Origin of the sequence: Carboxylicivirga fragile (assembly GCF_050589805.1) — a bacterium.
Classification (GTDB): domain Bacteria; phylum Bacteroidota; class Bacteroidia; order Bacteroidales; family Marinilabiliaceae; genus Carboxylicivirga; species Carboxylicivirga fragile.
Genome location: NZ_JBNGOY010000033.1, coordinates 44,826 through 64,012, shown reverse-complemented (window position 1 = coordinate 64,012; position 19,187 = coordinate 44,826). Strand labels below are relative to the sequence as shown.

At 37.9% G+C, this 19,187-nt stretch carries 16 protein-coding genes; 2 read left to right on the top strand and 14 right to left on the bottom strand.

The window, feature by feature from the left end:
- Positions 1-193: 193 nt before the first annotated feature.
- From ACRD7B_RS14990 to ACRD7B_RS14935, 12 genes are all read right to left on the bottom strand, one after another.
- On the bottom strand, positions 194-1,918 hold the full coding sequence (locus tag ACRD7B_RS14990; protein ID WP_430825388.1) for a tetratricopeptide repeat protein: 1,725 nt from the start codon (positions 1,916-1,918) through the stop codon (positions 194-196).
- A 196-nt stretch (positions 1,919-2,114) separates the two neighbouring features.
- Positions 2,115-2,771, bottom strand: a complete 657-nt coding sequence (locus tag ACRD7B_RS14985) for a deoxynucleoside kinase (RefSeq protein WP_430825387.1) — start codon at positions 2,769-2,771, stop codon at positions 2,115-2,117.
- An 81-nt stretch (positions 2,772-2,852) separates the two neighbouring features.
- Positions 2,853-4,976 carry a prolyl oligopeptidase family serine peptidase gene (locus tag ACRD7B_RS14980; RefSeq protein WP_430825386.1) on the bottom strand — a complete coding sequence of 708 codons (2,124 nt, stop codon included), beginning with the start codon at positions 4,974-4,976 and terminating at the stop codon, positions 2,853-2,855.
- Between the two features lie 10 nt (positions 4,977-4,986).
- A complete protein-coding gene (locus ACRD7B_RS14975) occupies positions 4,987-5,466 on the bottom strand; it encodes a hypothetical protein (protein WP_430825385.1) in 480 nt (159 codons plus the stop codon).
- 116 nt (positions 5,467-5,582) lie between these two features.
- Positions 5,583-7,724, bottom strand: a complete 2,142-nt coding sequence (gene pnp / locus ACRD7B_RS14970; RefSeq protein WP_430825384.1) for a polyribonucleotide nucleotidyltransferase — start codon at positions 7,722-7,724, stop codon at positions 5,583-5,585.
- Between the two features lie 280 nt (positions 7,725-8,004).
- On the bottom strand, positions 8,005-8,274 hold the full coding sequence (rpsO, locus tag ACRD7B_RS14965) for a 30S ribosomal protein S15 (protein WP_430825383.1): 270 nt from the start codon (positions 8,272-8,274) through the stop codon (positions 8,005-8,007).
- 183 nt (positions 8,275-8,457) lie between these two features.
- Complete coding sequence (locus ACRD7B_RS14960) at positions 8,458-9,045, bottom strand: hypothetical protein (protein ID WP_430825382.1); 588 nt, start codon at positions 9,043-9,045, stop codon at positions 8,458-8,460.
- A gap of 147 nt (positions 9,046-9,192) precedes the next feature.
- Entirely contained in the window at positions 9,193-10,257 is a 1,065-nt protein-coding gene (locus tag ACRD7B_RS14955; protein WP_430825381.1) for a potassium channel family protein, read from the bottom strand.
- The gene (locus ACRD7B_RS14950) at positions 10,247-11,524 is read right to left on the bottom strand and encodes a DUF2851 family protein (protein ID WP_430825380.1); all 1,278 of its coding nucleotides are present in this window, start codon (positions 11,522-11,524) and stop codon (positions 10,247-10,249) included. Before ACRD7B_RS14950 ends, ACRD7B_RS14955 begins: the two co-directional genes overlap by 11 nt.
- A gap of 196 nt (positions 11,525-11,720) precedes the next feature.
- Positions 11,721-12,548 (bottom strand): orotidine-5'-phosphate decarboxylase, encoded by an 828-nt coding sequence (pyrF, locus tag ACRD7B_RS14945; RefSeq protein ID WP_430825379.1) that lies wholly within the window; start codon positions 12,546-12,548, stop codon positions 11,721-11,723.
- A 116-nt stretch (positions 12,549-12,664) separates the two neighbouring features.
- Positions 12,665-13,753, bottom strand: a complete 1,089-nt coding sequence (prfA, locus tag ACRD7B_RS14940) for a peptide chain release factor 1 (protein ID WP_430825378.1) — start codon at positions 13,751-13,753, stop codon at positions 12,665-12,667.
- A 71-nt stretch (positions 13,754-13,824) separates the two neighbouring features.
- Positions 13,825-14,994 carry an AIR synthase related protein gene (locus ACRD7B_RS14935; protein ID WP_430825377.1) on the bottom strand — a complete coding sequence of 390 codons (1,170 nt, stop codon included), beginning with the start codon at positions 14,992-14,994 and terminating at the stop codon, positions 13,825-13,827.
- A 189-nt stretch (positions 14,995-15,183) separates the two neighbouring features.
- On the opposite strand from ACRD7B_RS14935, the gene ACRD7B_RS14930 reads away from it, so the two are divergent.
- Together ACRD7B_RS14930 and ACRD7B_RS14925 are read left to right on the top strand one after the other, a co-directional pair.
- Complete coding sequence (locus ACRD7B_RS14930) at positions 15,184-16,149, top strand: bile acid:sodium symporter family protein (protein WP_430825376.1); 966 nt, start codon at positions 15,184-15,186, stop codon at positions 16,147-16,149.
- Between the two features lie 40 nt (positions 16,150-16,189).
- Positions 16,190-16,630, top strand: a complete 441-nt coding sequence (locus tag ACRD7B_RS14925) for a hypothetical protein (protein ID WP_430825375.1) — start codon at positions 16,190-16,192, stop codon at positions 16,628-16,630.
- Here the strand turns inward: ACRD7B_RS14925 and porE are convergent.
- Both porE and ACRD7B_RS14915 read right to left on the bottom strand, forming a co-directional pair.
- Positions 16,627-18,618, bottom strand: coding sequence for a PorE family type IX secretion system protein (porE, locus tag ACRD7B_RS14920; RefSeq protein ID WP_430825374.1), 1,992 nt, complete (start codon positions 18,616-18,618; stop codon positions 16,627-16,629). The two genes, ACRD7B_RS14925 and porE, sit on opposite strands and share 4 nt — an antisense overlap.
- Positions 18,619-18,872: 254 nt before the next feature.
- The gene (locus ACRD7B_RS14915; RefSeq protein ID WP_430825373.1) at positions 18,873-19,184 is read right to left on the bottom strand and encodes a thioredoxin family protein; all 312 of its coding nucleotides are present in this window, start codon (positions 19,182-19,184) and stop codon (positions 18,873-18,875) included.
- Positions 19,185-19,187: the final 3 nt, after the last annotated feature.

The following is a 19,187-nucleotide window of genomic DNA, read 5'->3' as shown; positions in this document are numbered from 1 at the left end:
TAAAAAAATCAATCTGTGCTTTTGTATCGGCATTAACCATTGTAATTAGCAAAATGATTTATCAATCATTTTGGAATACAATTGGTATAATAAGGCCACATTCATAGTTCAAATGGTATAAAAGCTTCTTTAAAGCCAAAAAGAAAGGGAGACTCGCTAGAGTCTCCCTTTAATATTTTATTTCGATCAATTGTTATTGAACGATAGACTTGAAAGTTGCATCTTCGAAGAATTTAGCGAATTCAAGATCTTTAACAGCTAAACCTTTGAATTTACCGTCTAACTCAGTTGCCTTACGTAATGCGTCAAACATTAAGTCATTCTGACCAGTTCTTGCACCAACGATAGCTTTCAAGTAATATTTGAAACCTACTTCCATAGTGTTAGCATTGATAGTAGATAAAGCAGCATCGTATTTTCCAGCTAAGATTTTAGCTAAAGCAGCGTTGCAATTAGTGCTGTTACCGAAGTAACGAATTGCATTGTCATACTCTCCTTTGTGGATAGAAACGATACCTAAGTTATTATCAAGCTCAGCACCTGCACCAGCAGCAGCTCCGAAGAACTCTTCTGCTTTAGCTAAGTCACCATCGCGAAGAGCAACAACACCTAAGTTGTTATTAACTTCAGCAACACCAGCCTTAATTGTATTAGCTTTTTCGAAAGCAGTTTTAGCTTCAGCAACTTTTCCTTGAGCATAAAGAGCAACACCTACGTTGTTTTGAGCTCTCCAGCATTTAGGATATTTAGCAGCAGCAGCAGTATAAATAGCTTCTTGCTCAGCAGCATCTTTAGTTAAAGTAGCAGCATAAAGTAACTCTTCGATATTTAAGTCGCTAGGAGAACTTTTTGAGATAGAAGTAAGTTCTTCGTCAGATTTACCAATAACATCAACGTTAACAGCCATTTTAGAACGACGTAATTTAGGAAGAATGTCGTCAGCAATTACTTTGAAAGTTTCTGACATGTTCTTGATTTCACGCTCACGTACTTCAGGATCGCTGTACATAGAAAGAACACGTAGAATAAGTTCTTTGTCTTGTACGTCAGAATTTTCCATAAGTGTTTTGAAACCTTCCCAATCTTCAGGAGTGTTTTTCAAAGTAAAGAAGTCAGCATCTTGAGCACCTTCAACTTTTGCTTTTTTCAACTCGCGAGCTAAATAATCTTTAGCAGCTTTTTCACGTTTCGAAGCAATTTTTGTATTCAAGTCAGTTGGTCCGTCAGGAGATGCATAAGCAGAAATCTGAACACCTTTGAATTCTTTATTTTCAGCAGCCTGAGCTTCTTTGATAAAGTCTTTCAAAACAGCAATTTCTTCTTTTCTTAATTCAGTTCCGCGAACATTTGCTTGCTGAATAAGGAAATAGATGTCAGCTAATTTTTCTTCTGGGATAATACGTTCGAATCCGTCAGCACCAATTGCAGCTTGTGCACCTTGGTCAGCAACTAAAGAAGAAGTAGCAATTACACCATCAGCAATTTTGAAATCATCAAACTCTGAAGTGTTGCTTCCTTTGGTAGCTTTGATACGAACAACTAAATCAGACACTCTCATGTTTTCATTGTACTCAACAGAGTTGTTGTAAGTAAATGATCCACCATTAGTGTAAGAAATAACTTTGTCATTTCCTTCAAAACTTTCACCTTGTAGCTTGTAAGCTGGGAAAGCAGTTTCGCCTCCTTCATAAACTAATACAGGAGTAGCTTCTAAAGATACTTTCTTGTCAAAATACTTTTCAGGAATCTGAACTTTAATCTCAACATCAACTTTACCTGCATGTGTTTCCAGAACTTCAGGAGTTACGGTATATTTTACACCAGGTGCGTCTTTTTTCATCTTATCCAACCCGGCACAACTTACCATTAAAGCTGCAAGTGCCAGAGATGCAAATAGGTTGATTCTTGTTTTTTTCATAATGTTTACCCAATTATTTGTTTTGTAACTTAATTTCATAGATGAACTCTACAAATTTAAGAATGTTTTTAATATATAAAAGATTGGTTCTATAATTATTGCAAATATAGATATTATCTGAATTTATAACAATCATACATACCCCTCTGTTTGGTATTAAATCTACGAAATTTCTGTTAAATAAATGTAATTGTTTTTAACTTAATGTTGAACGGAGGTTAATTCGTGTAATTCCGGTAGGGTATGATTTACTAATTTGATCGATTATGGCTTGATAAATTGTAGGATCTTTTTCGAAGTTCAGGTCTTCAACATTAACGAGCAATACCTTTAGTTCGGGGTGTTCTTTAAAGAAACGAAAGTATCCTTCTTGTATGTCGTCCAGATAGTTAGCTTCGATACTTTGCTCATAGTCACGTCCTCGTAGTGCAATTTGATTAAGTAAAATATTAGTTGGACGATGTATGTATACATATAGATCGGGTACCGGAGTCATCCCATAGATGATATCAAATATTTGACGATACAAGCGGTATTCATCTGGTGGTAATGTTTTAGCTGCAAAAATTAAGGATTTAAAAAAATGGTAATCGGCAATGGTGATGTCATGAAATAAATCACCTGTGTCAAAGTCTTTTTTTAGCTGTTTGTAGCGTTCGGCCAAAAAAGATAACTCCAATGGAAAGGCAAAACGTTCTTTGTTTTCGTAAAATTTTGGTAAAAAAGGATTGTCAGCGAATGTTTCAAGTACCAAACGAGCATTGTAGTCGTTTGATAATTGCTTGGCAAGTGTTGATTTGCCCGAGCCTATGTTGCCTTCGATGACAAGGTATTTTTTGTTGAGTTTATTCATAGTTTAAAAAAGGATGTCTTAAAAGTAGAACCATTGTGAAACTCCACTTTTAAGACATCTTTTAAATATTAAATGTAGGAATTAATACTTAGGAGTAATTCCCATTTGATCGAAAGCAAAGGTATATAAATCAGTCCACTCTTCAATGGTTTTTGAGGTTGGTTTTCCTGCTCCATGGCCGGCATCTGTTTCAATGCGAATCATCATCGGGCGAGAACCAGTATAGGCTTCTTGTAACGCAGAAATATATTTAAATGAGTGGGCAGGCACTACACGATCGTCGTGATCAGCAGTTGTTACCATCACTGAAGGGTAGTTCAATTTTCCATCAATGGCGTGTAGTGGCGAATACTTATATAAATATTCAAACATTTCTTTATTATCCTCGCTTGTACCATAGTCTGTTGCCCAGTAGCGGCCAATGGTGAATTTTTGATAACGTAACATATCCAATACACCCACTTGCGGATAGGCCACACGGAATAAGTCAGGCGCTTGATTAATAACTGCGCCCACTAATAAACCTCCATTTGATCCACCTTGAGCAGCAAGTAATTTAGGGTTAGTGTACTTGTTCGATACAAGGTATTTGCCAGCAGAGATAAAATCATCAAATACATTTTGCTTATTCATTAATGTACCTGCTTTGTGCCATTCTTCACCATATTCGCCACCTCCGCGCAGGTTGGCAACAGCAAATACACCACCATTTTCTAACCAAACTAATCGACGGATATCAAAACGTGGAGTTAAACTAACATTGAAGCCACCGTATCCATAAAGCCAAGTTGGATTGTTTCCATTCAATTCAAGGCCTTTTTTATGTACGATGAACATCGGCACTTTTGTTCCGTCTTTGCTTTCGTAGAATACTTGCTTGGTTTCGTAGTTATCAATGTCGAAATCTATTTCTGTCTTATGGTATAATTCTGATTTATTGTTTTCGATATCGTATTTAAAAATAACCGAAGGATAAGTATATGAGGAGAAAGTGTAAAATGTAGAAACATCTTCTTTTTCACCGTAGAAACCACCAACGCTTCCAACCGAAGGCATTTCTACATCATATAAGAATTTACCATCGAGGTCATAGGTTTTAATGACTGAATGTGCATCTTCCTGATAGTTAGCAAAGGCTTTGCCTCCTAATACGGATAATGATCTCAATACATTCTTTTCATCCTCTGGTATAAGGTCTACCCAATTCTCACGCGATGGATTATTGACATCGATTTTAACCACTTTATATTTAGGGGCGTTATCGTTGGTTTTAACCCATAAGTAACCATCGTAATGATCGATTACCGAGTAGTCCTGCGTGAAATCAGTGACCACTTTAACCACTTCTGCATTCTTCTTGGTAAGATCTTTAAAATAAAGCGCATTACCACTGGTTGATTCTGTTACACTGATGATCATGTATTTTTTATCATCGGTAACACCTACACCAAATCCCCAATCAGGATGTTCAGTGTCCTCGTAAATTAATTTATCGTCTTCTTGTTTAGTGCCAACTTTATGGTAATATACCTTGCTATCTTTGTTTTGCCCTTTAAGCTCATCACCTTCTTTGGGTGTTGGATAGCGACTGTAAAAGAAACCATCTTTGTACCATGTGATACCCGAAAATTTGATCCATTTTAAGTGATCTTCAAGATCTTGTCCTGTTTCGATATCTTTAACAAAGAATTCACGCCAGTCAGATCCTCCAGTTGAAGTTCCGTAACCTAAATATTTACCATCTTTCGAAACAGAGAAATTAGCTAACGATACGGTTCCATCATCCGATAATTTGTTAGGATCAAGAAATACTTTCGCTTCACTATCTAATGATTCCTGCATGTAATAAACACTTTGATTTTGCAAGCCATCATTTTTGGTAAAGAAGTATTTGCCACCTGCTTTCCAGGGAGCTGAACGACGTGGGTAGTTCCACACTTCAGTTAGGCGTTCCTTTATTTTGTCTCGAAAAGGTACAGTCTCAAGATAAGAGAAGGTAACGTAGTTTTGTCCCTTAACCCATTGGGCAGTTTCTTCCGAACGATCGTCTTCTAACCAACGGTATGGATCGGCAACTTGTGTGCCGAAATAATCATCAACAACATCTCCTTTTCGAGTTTCAGGATAGTTGAATGTGCTTTTCTTCATATCACACGAATATAAAGTAGCGAGTACTACAAGTGTAAGGATTTTCAGGTGTTTCATCTTTCAATTTTTAGTAGAGTTTATTGTTTTTAGATAGTTTATTTTCTGTTAGTTTACCAGTAATATACCCTGCAATTGTGCCGGCAGCCCATCCCAGTCCTGCCATTCCAATATAATTCTCACCGCCGCTTAACCAAGTGTAAGCACTTGCTATGATAATTCCCAGAAACATGCCTATGGCTGCGTACGATGCTGATAATTTACCCTTGGTTTGCTGTTGGTGCACGTTTGTAAGGTGCTGTTGCGATGTTGTTACCCAATTCTCAAAACTTCGCTTAGCTCTCACGTCATTACCAAATAGAGGGCTAATATCATGTACAAATACCTCACCCTCTTTCGTGAAGCGTTTACACTCATTGCAATGGTTTTGATTAATGTGAAGTACATTCATTAGCCTTGGCAAAACAGCCAGACTTAGGGAGCGAATTTCTACTTTTGATATGTCTTTTAACTGTTCGTTAAGCAGGCTAAAGCATTCGTTGTGTTCCATTATAATATTTTGTATAAATGCTAGGGAGGTTGAATTGATGAAGTTAAAAAAAAGTTTTAAGGGAACAAAAAAGGCTGACTCCTAGAGTCAGCCTTTTAATATATTTTGCAGAATTATTATTCAGCGTCTTTCCTAGGCTTACGTTCCGGACGAGGAAGTAATACCTTACGTGATAACTTAAGTTTACCAGAACGTTGGTCAACCTCAATTAATTTCACTTCAACTTCTTCACCTTCTTTCAAAGCATCTTCAACTTTTTCAAGTCGTTTCCACTCAATTTCAGAAATGTGAAGTAAACCATCTTTTCCAGGTAAAATTTCAACAAATGCTCCGAAAGGAACAATTGATTTTACTTTTCCTTTATATACCGTACCTACTTCAGGAACCGCAACAATTGCTTTAACGCGAGCTAATGCAGCATCAATCGCATCTTTGTTGTTAGCTGAAATAGCAACATTACCTACATTACCTTCTTCTTCAATGGTAATAACTGTTTCGGTAGCAGCTTGAATCTCTTGAATGATTTTTCCACCAGGTCCGATAACAGAACCAATCATGTCCTTAGGAATTTGAATCTTAATGATTCGTGGAGCATGTGGTTTGTAATCTTCGCGAGGCTCAGTAATGGTTTCTTCCAGTTTGTCAAGAATGTGCATACGACCGGCTTTCGCTTGCATCAATGCTTTTTCAAGAACCTCGTAAGAAAGACCATCTACTTTAATATCCATTTGAGTAGCTGTAATACCATCTCGTGTTCCAGTTACTTTAAAATCCATGTCACCTAAGTGATCTTCATCACCAAGGATATCTGAAAGAACTGCAAATTCACCCGTTTTAGTATCGGTAATTAATCCCATTGCGATACCAGAAACAGCTTTCTTGATTGGTACACCAGCATCCATAAGTGCTAATGTTCCAGCACAAACAGTTGCCATTGATGACGAACCATTTGATTCCAATATGTCAGATACAATACGTACAGTGTAAGCATAATCTTCAGGCATCATGCGCTTAAGTGCACGAAGTGCTAAGTTACCATGACCAACTTCACGACGGCTAGTGCCACGATTAGGTCGTGCATCGCCGGTAGAGAAAGAAGGGAAGTTGTAGTGTAATAGGAAACGATCGTACCCTTTGAACATTACATCATCGATTAATTTCTCATCCATCTTAGTACCTAGAGTTACAGTCGTAAGTGATTGAGTTTCACCTCGTGTAAATACCGCTGAACCGTGAGGTCCCGGAAGGTAATCGATTTCACTCCAGATAGGACGAATTTCGTCTGTCTGGCGACCATCTAAACGAATTTTTGTATCTAAAACGACTCTGCGAACAGCTTCTTTCTCAACGTCGTGGTAATATTTTTTAATTAAGCCCTTCGGAACTTCATCTTCCTCAGAGTAATTATCAGCGATGAACTCTTCGCAAACAGCACCAAAGGCCTCAATGCGTTCGTGCTTGTTAGGATTTGCCGCTTTTGCTACAATGTATGCTTTGTCGTAAGTTGCTTTCCAAACTTTCTCACGTAATTCTTCATCATTATCCTCGTGACAATATTCGCGCTTTTCTGTTTTTCCAAGCGCTTCCATCATCTCAATCTGAGCTTGACACTGAACTTTAATTGCTTCGTGAGCAACTTTCATTCCTTCTAATAGGTCTGCTTCAGAAACTTCTGACATTTCGCCTTCTACCATCATGATGTTATCAAGGGTAGCAGCAACGATAATGTCCATATCTGCTGTTTCTAATTCCGAAACATTTGGGTTTACTTTCATTTCGCCATCAATGCGAGCAACTCGTACTTCAGAAATTGGTGTTTGAAACGGTATATCTGAAACAGCAAGTGCTGCAGAGGCAGCAAGTCCTGCTAAGCAATCAGGTGAAGTTTCACCATCTGCCGAAATCAAGTTTACAGTCACAAAAGTGTCTGCATGATAATCTTCAGGGAATAATGGGCGTAGAGCACGGTCAATTAATCGTGATACTAATATTTCATAATCTGATGGACGCGCTTCACGTTTTTGGAACCCTCCAGGAAAGCGTCCTACAGATGCATATTTTTCTTTGTATTCTACCGTTAAGGGCATGAAATCAACATCGGGTTTGGCGTCTTTGGCAGATGTTACTGCGGCCAATAAATAGGTGTTACCCATTTTAACGACTACCGAGCCGTCTGCTTGTTTTGCTAGTTTGCCAGTTTCAATGGTAATTGTTCTGCCATCACCTAGTTCAATGACTTTTTCTAATGGTTTAATCATGATAATTTTCTTATCTTTTTTTATCCGTCTATATCACCGCCAAAGATATGCAATATCCTCAGATAATGAATAAAAAGGGATTCTTTTTTAGGATTGCGGTAGTTTGGTTCTATAACTCACATAAAAATTAACTTACTGAATGGTGTTTGCGAGATAATGGTTAAATGATTCGTTAATTCGATGTAAAGCGGATGTGATACTTTGATATTTGAAAGTGCCAAGACGCAAAAAAAAAAGCAACTTTCTTTCGAAAGCTGCTTTAGTCTTTTTAAATTATTGCTTACTTACGTAATCCAAGTTCTGCAATAATCGCGCGATATCTAACGATATCTTTTTTCTTCAAATAGTCAAGTAAGCTACGACGTTTACCTACTAATTTAATTAGCGCGTGTTCTGTACTATGATCTTTACGATTTAACTTTAAATGTTCAGTTAAATGCGAGATACGGAAAGTAAATAATGCGATCTGGCTTTCTGAAGAACCAGTATCAGAATTCGATTTTCCGTACTTCTCGAAGATCTCTTGCTTTTTTTCAGCTGTTAAATACATGTTACTATATTTAGTATATAATTTGAGGGTGCAAAGATAAGTAAATTATTTATGCTGACAAGTCCTTCTTAATTAGTTTTCTGAGATAGGTTTAAGTGAATGCGTAGTACTCGACATGTTGATATAAAAATAAGAAACCCCGGAAGTTAATCTGCCAGGGTTTCAAATGTTTTTGTTTAGGAATTACAAACCTTTTTCGGCTGCCATTTTTTCCATTTCTTGATTGAATATTTCTTCAAACTTCTTTTTATCGTAGTCAACTTGTAATTTTTGATTTTGCGAAAGTTTGTTGTCAATGCCGTTCATGATTTCTTCTTTGCTCACTTCAATTGCAATGAAACCGCGGTATTTGCCATTAGCTAGTACACTTGCCTTTTCGCAAGCAACAACAATGTTCGAAATAGTCTCATCAGCTACTTCGCGAGTTAGGTTTTCAAATTTGGCTTCAAATTCAGAGGCATCACCAAATTCGCGCTCATTTACATAGCGATCCGTTACCGATTTGGTGTTTGAGTTAATCAAAGTAACAATGCGTTGCTTGGCATTTAATAAAGCTTTTTCCTTAGCTAAGCTTAGGTCTGAACTTGTAGCCATTCCACTTGCGCGGAAGTAATTCTTATCCGATTCGCCCTCATCTTCGCAAGGCATATTTTCCAAGATAGTTCCAACTTCACTGTTTGTACTAACTTTTTCCTTTGACTTACAGCTGCCCATTGCTACAACAAGCGATAGTGCTACGATACCTATTCCTAAAAATCTTTTTGTTTTCATAATTTAAGTATTTGGGTTTTTAAATCCGATTGAAGTTCTGCAAAAAGCGAACCAAAAAATCAAAAATTTATTAAAACTTGTATTTTTGTCTAAAACACACTGTGTAATTTGATCAATAAATGTACGTGATTTATTTAATATTGTTGCTTAAACTATTTTATCAATGTCTGTTACTTGACGTTCGTTATCGTATAACAAATGTTCGAATTTACTTATCTGTCCAGGAGCACCTAGTACAAATAACTTATCTGCTGGTGTAATTTCAATGTCAGGTGAAGGATTGAAAATATAGGCTCCTTCAGCCGTTTTTATACCAACAAGATTAGCTCCAGATTTTTCGCGCAATTTGAGTTCCCGAATTGTCTTTTTATAATTACTTACTGCTAATTTACTGCAGCTAATTTCCATTAGTTGAACATCCTTCGCACTTTGTAAAAGTATGTATTCAATAAACTCAACAACATCGGGCTGGGTTACCAATTTTGCCATTCGTTGGCCACCAATTCTATCAGGCATTATAACGTTAGTAGCACCTGCTCTCTTTAGTTTTGTGTCTGATCTAAAATCACTTGCCCGGCTAATTATTTTTAAAGCCGGGTTCATTTCGCTAGCGGTCAGTACCACAAACATGTTATCAGCATCGTTCGGAAGAGCTGTTATTAAAGCCTTCGCTTTACGAATTTGGGCTGCTTCTAATACTTCTTCTGAGCTCGCATCACCTTGTACATATAAGTTGTCAGGATTTTCAAGAATACGGGTAATGACGTGATCGCGTTTTTCAACAATTACATACTGCTCGTTATGTTCGGCCAATTCAACACTGGCTTGATAGCCATTTCGTCCATAGCCACAAACAATTATATGATCCTCTAATTTTACAATTTTCTTCCTCAACTGGTATGCTTTATATGATTGGTGTAATACCCCTTCAAAAATAACACGCGTAATTTGCGTGATTACGTAACCGAAAATTCCTAAGCTAAAAATAATAAGAAAAATGGTAAATATCTTACCTGTATCCGATAAAGGTACAACTTCGCTAAATCCAACTGTTGCCATTGTGATGACAGTCATGTAGATAGCATCTAATAAACGATAGCCTTCAATGAGCGTAAATCCAGCTGATCCAGCTGAAATAGTCAATATTAGAAGCCCTGCCGATATGAGTAGAGCTTTAATGGTTTCGTGATATAGCGATTGGTTATTCTTCACTTTTACTTAAAACGTTGTGTCCGATGTGGCAATTTAAACACTTTTTATGACTACAATAGTGGTTTTTCAAAAAAATAAGTGATTGGGCATGCGCTTGGTGTTCTATGTTAATGCCGATTTCTTTCCAGTTGCTTAGTAGTCTGTTTCTTTCGGATGGTAGTTTGTGGAAAAGTTCAATGATTTTTTCTTTGAGTTTATCTTGCTTATGGTAGGAGGCATAAACGAATTGATAGGGCAGGATGGTATTAAATAAAATGCGCTTTTTCGAAAATGAGCCTAGGCTTTTAGCTTCCGTTTTTTTTGTGCTCTTTCCAAAAGTGTAGTGTGTATCCCAATAGTTTGAAGCGATAATACGTTTTTTTTCAAAGCGTATTAATTCATCCATATCTAATAACTCGGAGAATTGGCCCTTGGTTTGATAGATTAGATTGGCCAACTGGGATATTCGTATTGTTGGGAAATTGGAGGGGCGAAGGCGAAGAAATTTCCACAGGTGATATTGTATGGACTTAAGTTTATATTTTGTAGAAAGGAAACTGTATTCCTTCTTCAGTTTTGTGAAATAATCATTGCCTTCGAATTTCTGGTTCAGAAAACCACCTTGTCCGAATAGTATTGCTTCTAACTGAAAACTATTATCAGCATGCTTCAATAATGTTTTTAATGGGGTTTGGCGAGCCATCATTTCGAAAGGTGCTCCATTGGTGCTAAAGCCAAAGCTTCGTGCTAATAGAATAAAAAACACCTGATCCCAATCGTTGTTGTTTGATCGTAAAAGTTGTTTGATGAGTTCACTTTTTTCCTCCAATTTTTCAATGAGTAAACGCTCTAACCACTGTTCAAGAATAAAGGGATCAACTTTAGAAATGACGGATTGGCATGGTATCCACTCTTTATTAAGAATTAGATTATTGTAGCGTGTTAAAATTTGCGCTTGAAATTGTATTCGACAAACGGGTACTGTATTTCCTTTTGAATTTTTTGTGCCCGAACCAAGTGAGTTAACGACGTGAAGAATAACATTGTCGTAGGCTGGGTTCGTGTGATGTTGGTGATTCAACCAGTCATCTTCGCTCAGGTGGATTTCGACATTTCCTGCCCAGAGTGTATTATTAATGCGAATTTTAGCATTGAAAAAATCCGGGCCTGCATCCGTATTAATATGGCCAGGATGGATTACTTCAATTGTTTCTCCATTTGATGTAATTAGTTTATCTGCCAGGTAAAGTTTATGCTGCCATATAAAATGTAGAAATTCTTCGTGCATGATAATGTAGATTTGGGTAAACCCAAATTACTTTAAAAAGTGTAGTTAATCAAGGTTGATCATAATGAATATTTGTAAGTTTATTTTACGGATGACATCTTTATGCAAAAAATGTCTAAAAGATGTCATCCGTAATCATAAAAAAAGCGGATCCCAAATAATGAGATCCGCTTCAATGTTTTATAGTGGAGTATTATTATACTAAACCATGTTCCTTTAATAGTGTAGCCATTTCTTCCTGAACCTCTTTGGCCGCTTGTCCGGCTTTCTCAGCAAAGTCAGCTCCGTTGCTGGCATATATGATACCACGGCTTGAATTAACCAATAAACCACATTTGCTATTCATTCCGTTTTTAGCAACCTCCTGAAGACTTCCTCCTTGAGCCCCAACACCTGGAACCAATAAGAAATGATTAGGGATATGCTTACGAATATCAGCTAGCATTTCTGCTTTGGTAGCACCAACCACATACATTAAGTTCTCTTCCGTTCCCCAGGTAGCACTGGTTTTAATCACCTTTTCGTAAAGCTTCTCGTCATTCTCTTCCATGAATTGGAAGTCAAATGCGCCTTTGTTAGAAGTAAGTGCTAAAAGAATCACCCATTTATCAACGTAGGTCAAGAATGGTTTTACTGAATCTTCGCCCATGTACGGCGCAACTGTCACCGAGTCAAACTCCATGTGATCGAAAAATGCTTTTGCATACATGGCAGATGTATTACCAATATCACCACGCTTAGCATCGGCAATAATGAAAATATCAGGGTAATTATATTTTAAGTAATTAACCGTTTTCTCCAAAGAGTTCCAGCCATTAACACCAAGGCTTTCGTAAAAAGCTAAGTTTGGTTTATAGGCAACAGTGAATTCTTGAGTAGCATCGATTATTTGCTTGTTGAAAGCAAAAATAGGATCAGTAGTGTCCAAAAGTTCACGTGGAATTTTATTGATGTCGGTATCTAATCCAACACATAAAAAACTCTTTTTCTTCTTAATGTTTTCAAAAAGCTCTTGCGAAGTCATACTTAATAGCTTATGGCTAACAGCTTTTAGCTGACAGCGGTTTTAATAGTATATGTTATTTTGAAGCTATCAGCCATTAGCTAATAGCTATCAGCTGTAAAAGTGCTTTCGCATTTTTACATTTCACTTAATTTCAATCGCTCCGAATTTTCCTCAATAATTAGTTTATCAATGATTGGCATGATGTCACCATCCATAATCGCTGGTAAATTGTATAAGGTAAATCCAATGCGGTGATCCGTCATACGCCCTTGTGGGTAATTGTAGGTACGAATCTTAGCCGAACGGTCACCTGAAGATACCATTGTTTTACGTTGCGACGAAATCTCATCCAGATACTTTTGATACTCCAGATTATAAAGTCTAGTACGCAATTCAACCATGGCTTTATCCAAGTTCTTAAGCTGCGATTTCTGATCCTGACAAGTCACTACAATTCCACTCGGAATGTGAGTTAATCGAATAGCAGAATAGGTTGTATTCACACTCTGCCCACCAGGTCCCGACGAACAGTAGGTATCCTTACGTATATCTTCTTTACGTAATTCAATGTCAAATTCTTCAGCTTCGGGTAATACAGCAACTGTTGCTGCCGAAGTATGCACACGCCCCTGTGTTTCGGTTTGTGGTACACGTTGTACACGGTGAACACCAGATTCGTATTTAAGGATTCCATAAACGCCATCGCCTGTAACGTTCATTACAACTTCCTTAAATCCACCAGATGTACCTTCGCTGCTATGTGTAACGCTAACTTTCCACTTTTTGCTTTCACAAAATTTGGTGTACATGCGGAAAAGGTCACCTGTAAAAATACTTGCTTCATCGCCACCTGTTCCAGCACGAATTTCCAACACAGCATTTTTACCATCTTGCGGATCAGCAGGTATAAGTAATAACTTAATTTCCTCTTCCATCACAGGAAGTTTGGCTTCCAATTCATCCAACTCCATCTTAGCCATCTCCTTCATTTCAGGATCGGTCTCTTCTTTCAGCATCTCACGAGCTGAATCGATGTTGTCAACGGTGTTTTTAAATTCCAGACGAACTGTTTCAATGCGTTCCAGTTCTTTATATTCTTTATTTAACTTGATGTATTTCTTAGTGTCAGAAATCACCTCAGGATCGGTAATCTGTTCGCTCACTTCAATGAAGCGGATGCGGATACCTTCCAGTTTTTCGAGTAATTGATGCTCTTGAGCCATATCTATTTTCGATAATGATCTGTTAAACAATGTTGGGATGATAAAGTAACATCCCGTAATTAAAATAAGTTCTAGTACTCAAAAGTACCAAACTCACTTTCGATGGTTAGCTTTTTGCCTTGATTTGCTTCAACGCGACCAACTACCTGTGCATCGATGTTAAATGATTTAGCAATCTCGATAATCTGATCTGCTTTTTCAGGCGACAGGTAAATTTCGTAACGGTGCCCCATGTTAAAGACTTTGTACATCTCTTTCCAATCGGTACCTGATTCTTCCTGAATTATTTTGAATAAAGGAGGCACATCAAATAAATTATCTTTTATCACATGTACATCTTCTACAAAATGAAGTACTTTAGTTTGCGCACCACCCGAGCAATGTACCATGCCGTGAATGTCCTGACGCATTTCGTCCAATATTTTCTTCACAACAGGGGCGTAAGTTCTGGTTGGCGATAGGACTAGTTTACCGGCATCCAACTCAACGCCTTTTATATCTTGAGTTAATTTGTAGTTTCCTGAATAAACCAAGTCAGCCGGAACTGAGCCATCAAAACTTTCAGGGTATTTTTCTGCTAAATACTTGTTAAATACATCATGACGAGCGGATGTTAAGCCATTGCTGCCCATTCCACCATTGTATTCAGTTTCGTAGGTAGCCTGTCCCGATGAGGATAAACCAACAATTACATCACCATCCTGAATTGTGTGGTTTGAGATGACATCTTCGCGTTTCATGCGACATGTAACTGTACTGTCAACAATGATGGTTTTAACCAAATCTCCCACGTCAGCTGTTTCGCCACCAGTAGGGAAGATGCTAATGCCCATCTCACGCAATTCAGCCAGAAGTTCATCGGTGCTATTAATAATGGCCGAAAGCACTTCGCCAGGAATAAGATTCTTATTACGCCCAATGGTTGATGAAACCAAAATGTTTTCGGTAGCACCTACACAAAGCAGATCGTCAACATTCATGATGATAGCATCCTGAGCTATGCCTTTCCATACAGAAACATCACCTGTTTCTTTCCAGTACATATAGGCCAATGATGACTTAGTGCCAGCCCCATCGGCATGCATGATGTTGCAATACTCTGGATCTCCACCTAGTATATCAGGAACAATTTTACAGAATGCTTGAGGAAAAACGCCTTTGTCAATATTCTTGATGGCATTATGTACGTCTTCTTTTGATGCTGAAACACCGCGTTGGTTGTATCTCGAATCTGAACTCACAAATAATAATTTATCAGGTTTTTACCCTATTTCGGGATGCAAAAATAATACAATCTTTCGGCATCGTCAAAGGAAGCTGCTAATATGTGAGATAAATCGGGTTTTAGTTCGAATGTGAACTTAATTGAACTAGCTTGTTTACGGTGTATACTTGGCTTGAAATGCTTATTTTTACCGAAAATTTCTACGATGCTTAAAAGGCTTGATGGTTTTATTATTGGCTTATTATTAATGATTGTGCTGGCTTGGTTTATTCCCGAGTTGGCCAATGGGGGAGGTTTTTTATCATTAGAGGTAATTGCTGATATTGGTATTTCTTTAATTTTCTTCTTTTATGGTTTGAAATTAAGTCCGCGCCAAATGAAGGAGGGTTTAAGTAATTATCGCTTACATATTTTGGTGCAGTGCACTACTTTTTTACTCTTCCCAGTTTTGGTATTGTTGGCTTATCCATTTATTAAGGGAGAGGATGGACAGCTCTTATGGTTGGCCATGTTCTTTTTGGCAGCACTTCCTTCAACCGTATCATCGTCGGTGGTGATGGTTGTTTTAGCCAAAGGAAATGTGGCTGGTGCCATCTTTAATGCAAGTATTTCGGGCTTAATTGGTATTGTGGTAACGCCCCTTTGGATGGGTTTGTTTTTAGCAGGTGGCGATGCTTCTTTTGATTTTACAGGTGTGATGCTTAGTTTGATTCTTAAAATATTATTGCCTGTTGTATTCGGTTTGTTCTTTCATCGCTATTGGGGAATTTGGGCAAAACAACACTCAAAAAAATTAGCTTTGTTTGATAAGGCTATCATTTTAATAATTGTTTATAAGAGTTTTGCGCATTCTTTTGAGGCTGGCATTTTTCAGAGTGTTAGTATTGGGGAGCTTAGTGTATTGTTTATTGCAGTTGTTGTTTTGTTTATTCTCATTTACTTTATTGTTCTCCTTCTGGCAACTCGATTTAATTTTAATCAAGCCGATAAAATAACTGCTTTATTTTGTGGATCAAAGAAATCATTGGTTCATGGATCGGTGATGTCGAAAGTATTATTCGAAGGAATGGCAGGACAGGGTTTGTTTTTGTTGCCAATTATGTTGTATCACGCCTTGCAGTTAATTGTAATTAGTTTTATCGCGCAGAAGATGGCCAAAAGGAATGAATAGACTTTATTTCTTTGTATCATTGCAAACTTTTTAAAAATATATGGGCGAATTGAGTAAGTATTTAGCGGTTTATTTGGCTGGGGCAATGGGAATATATAAAGGTATTCCGCTTGGAATTGCCATGGGTTTATCGGCTTTTAGTACCGCACTGTTTACTGCACTTGGGTCCATCTCGTTTATTCTGATACTTTATTTTGCAGGCGATAAGTTTCGGCTGTGGTTAACTAATAAATATGGTAATAAAACCTTAACTGGTAAAAAAGAGAAGTTCACAAAGTGGATGGATCGTTATGGTGTAGCCGGATTAGGCTTGATGGTTACTGGCTTGCTAGGACCCATTATTTCTTTATTAATTGGTATGATGATTCTTAAAGAAACCAAGCGTTTCTTAATGTATCTACTTTTAGGAATTGTCTTGTGGTCGTTCTTTATTTCTTTTTTGGCAAGCCCAATAGTAGAATTAATTAAAGGCCTTTTTTAAGATTCTTTCTCCTCTTTTTTAACTTTGAATTCGATGCGGCGATTAAGTTCATGGGCTTTACGTTTGTTGCTATTGCCTCTTATTCGCCTAATCATATTGTCGTTTAACACTGTTCCTTCCTGAAGAAAGTCGTTTTTGCGAGCCATTCTTTTAGTTACAGTTATGGGTTGTGAGTTTCCATATCCTCTAGCCGATAGACGTTCGGTTTTAACTCCCTTTGATAACAGGTATTCCATTACTTGCTCGGCACGTTGCTGCGACAAAACAATGGCTTCGGTATCATCCCCTTCGTCAGAAGCATGGGCTGCTATCTCCAAAACAATACTTTGGTTAATATCCAGGATAGCTGCAAGGCGGTCTAATTCTTGTTTTGAATCGTCATTCAATTCAAATTTATTTTTCGTAAAATGGATGTTTTGAAAGACAATGGCATCTTCCATTTTCATTAACGAAATTTCAAAATCAAATTCTTTATTGTCGCTTAGTCCAACGGTGCTTAGTTTTTGTTTATGGTTAAAATAGCCTTTGCTGGCCACCATAAACACATAGTCGGTTTGTTTGGCTAATTTAGCTCCAAAGGTGCCATCGCTACGGATGTTTAATTTAACGTTTGTTCCATCTGTACCAATCAATCGTATGTAGGCATCGGCTATGGGCGTTTCTTCAGATTGACTTATAACTTCGCCCTTCATGCTAAATTCTAATTTTGGAAGAATAAAAGAATAGATGTTGTCGACGCCTTTTGAACTTCCTCGTGATGAACTAAACAGGCCTTCTTCTTCCATTCCTTTAAAAGCGATGCCAAAATCGTCACTCTCACTATTGATTGGTTTACCAAGGTTATGGACTCTATGGTAGCCAACTTCTTCATCGAATACAGCTCGATATATATCTAAACCACCATAACCAACGTGGGCATTTGAAGCAAAATATAAGGTGCCATCTGTGCGAACATATGGAAACATTTCGTCTCCAGGTGTATTAATAAGATTGCCCATATTGATCGGTTCGCCCCATCCGCTTTCGCCACCCTTCTCAGCTTTCCAAATATCCTTACCTCCCTCACCGCCTGGCATATCACTTACAAAATATAAGGTGTTGCCATCAGGTGATATTGCCGGGTGTGCAAGTAGCAAGCTGTCGCCTCCAATACTTATCTGGCTGGGTTCTCCCCATTTTCCGCCTGATCGGCTAACCATGTATATCTCCGCGCTAAGTGGCTTTTCATTGTCGTAGGGGCAGCGAGTAAAATACATTTCTTTGCCATCGTCCGACATGGTAGCACTTCCTTCGTCAAAGGTAGTATTGATTGTTTCGGCCAGAGGTTCGGCATCTGTCCATTTTCCCTTGGCATCGATGCGCGAGACGTATATGTTTGATCCTCCTTGCCCTGTAACACGATTTCTTTTTCTTGATTTTTTTTCGGTTCGCATGGATGAGAAGTAAACCTGATCGTAATCGGAACTGGCATATCCGGGTGAAAAATCACTGTAACGTGTATTGCTGAGTCCTTTTACCTTTTCAACCTGATAGCGTGTTTTTAAGGAGTCATTCAAGATGAGGGCATAGGATGCAATGCCGTTTTGGGCTCTTCTGTCGAGAGCTTTTTTCTCTAAATAACTTTGGTAGGCCTCAATGGCTTCTTCGTACTTGCCGGATGCAAGTTGGGTGTCGGCATAGTATAATTCAGCCTCAATTACCTCATATTTGTAGCGTACACTTTTCGAATAGTATCCTGCTGCCTTCTTAGGTTTGTTGGTGATGCGGTAGCATTCGCCCAAATAGAAGGCGATTTCACCTTTGGTGTAACGATTTTTTTCTTTCTTGTAAGCTTTTTTGAATTGCTTGGCTGCTCTGTCGTATTCGCCAATTAAGTAGGCCTTGTTGGCATTGCTGAATTTACTGCCCCCTCCGCATCCCATTGTTAATAATGACAAGAGAATGATGGGTAAGACTATTTTAAGAAAGGCTATTTTATAAATGGGCATCAGGTTCAACGTTTTAAGGAACCAAAAATAAACAAATAATAATTCTTTAGAAAGAAACGTTGAAAGTAGTCGTGTATTGTTTTCGAACAGGTTTATATTTTTATTGCGAAATGTCTTCGATGCGGCAAGTTAGTTTGAAAGTGTTTTGGCAGAATGTCAGGGTAAAGCAATACGACTTTAATCAGATAAATTCCTCGAGACTTGCCTCGTGGGTTTTATAGTTCGCCCCATTTTTCAGGGGAGATGTCCGATTTTTATAGGTCAAATAATAGTTGGTAAGGTCTTGAAATAGCCTCCTCGAGTTGATTAAGACCTATGTTACGACTGAAACGCTGATATTCTTTTCCTTCGAAAAAGATAAGGATGGATGGCACGGTGAATATTTGGAACTGAGCAGCTACTTCTTGTTCGTTCTTAGTATCGACAAATTTTAGTTCAACTTTTGGGAATTTGTCACTCACCAATTGTTTAATCTTGGGGAGTAGTACTTTGCAAACATTACAAGCATCGTGCGAAAAATACAGGATGACAGCATCAGAATTGTTTGTTAACTCATTTGGATTCATCTT